At 52.7% G+C, this 484-nt stretch carries 1 protein-coding gene; it reads right to left on the bottom strand.

Going from position 1 to position 484, the window contains the following annotated elements; genetic code table 11:
- Nucleotides 1-11: 11 nt before the first annotated feature.
- Nucleotides 12-484: hypothetical protein (locus ACTHTS_RS11070; protein WP_440370065.1), on the bottom strand; the 473-nt coding region annotated here is incomplete at its 5' end.

The following is a 484-nucleotide window of genomic DNA, read 5'->3' as shown; positions in this document are numbered from 1 at the left end:
CCCTTCCCCACTCAAAAACGCAACAACACCGAACGATATCTTACCCCGATCCCGCTGAACAACCACGCCAAAACAACCAATACGCACAAAGACAAAACAACAGAAACAGACCCGCCACACACCCCCAACAAACAACACCCGACCAAACACACCACAACCACCACCACCAACCCCCCAACCAACCCGACCCCAACCACCCCACCCCACACACCACCCCCACCACACCCAACCCCCCCCCCAAAACCACCAAAACACAAACACCACAAACCACCAAACCCAACAACACACAAACACACACCCAAAAAACCACCACCAAACACACCCAAGACACCACCAACACCCAAAAACACACCACGCGCACCAAACAACCCAAACCAAAAACCCATACCAAGCCCAGCAACAAAAACACACCCAAACAACCACCCCCCACACACACCCAAAACCACCAACAACTCCCCACATACAAACCCCAACAATAGCAACA

The sequence above is a fragment of the Neisseria sp. P0019.S003 genome (assembly GCF_051957115.1).
Lineage (GTDB): Bacteria > Pseudomonadota > Gammaproteobacteria > Burkholderiales > Neisseriaceae > Neisseria > Neisseria flavescens_D.
This window is presented reverse-complemented; position numbering and strand designations above follow the sequence as displayed.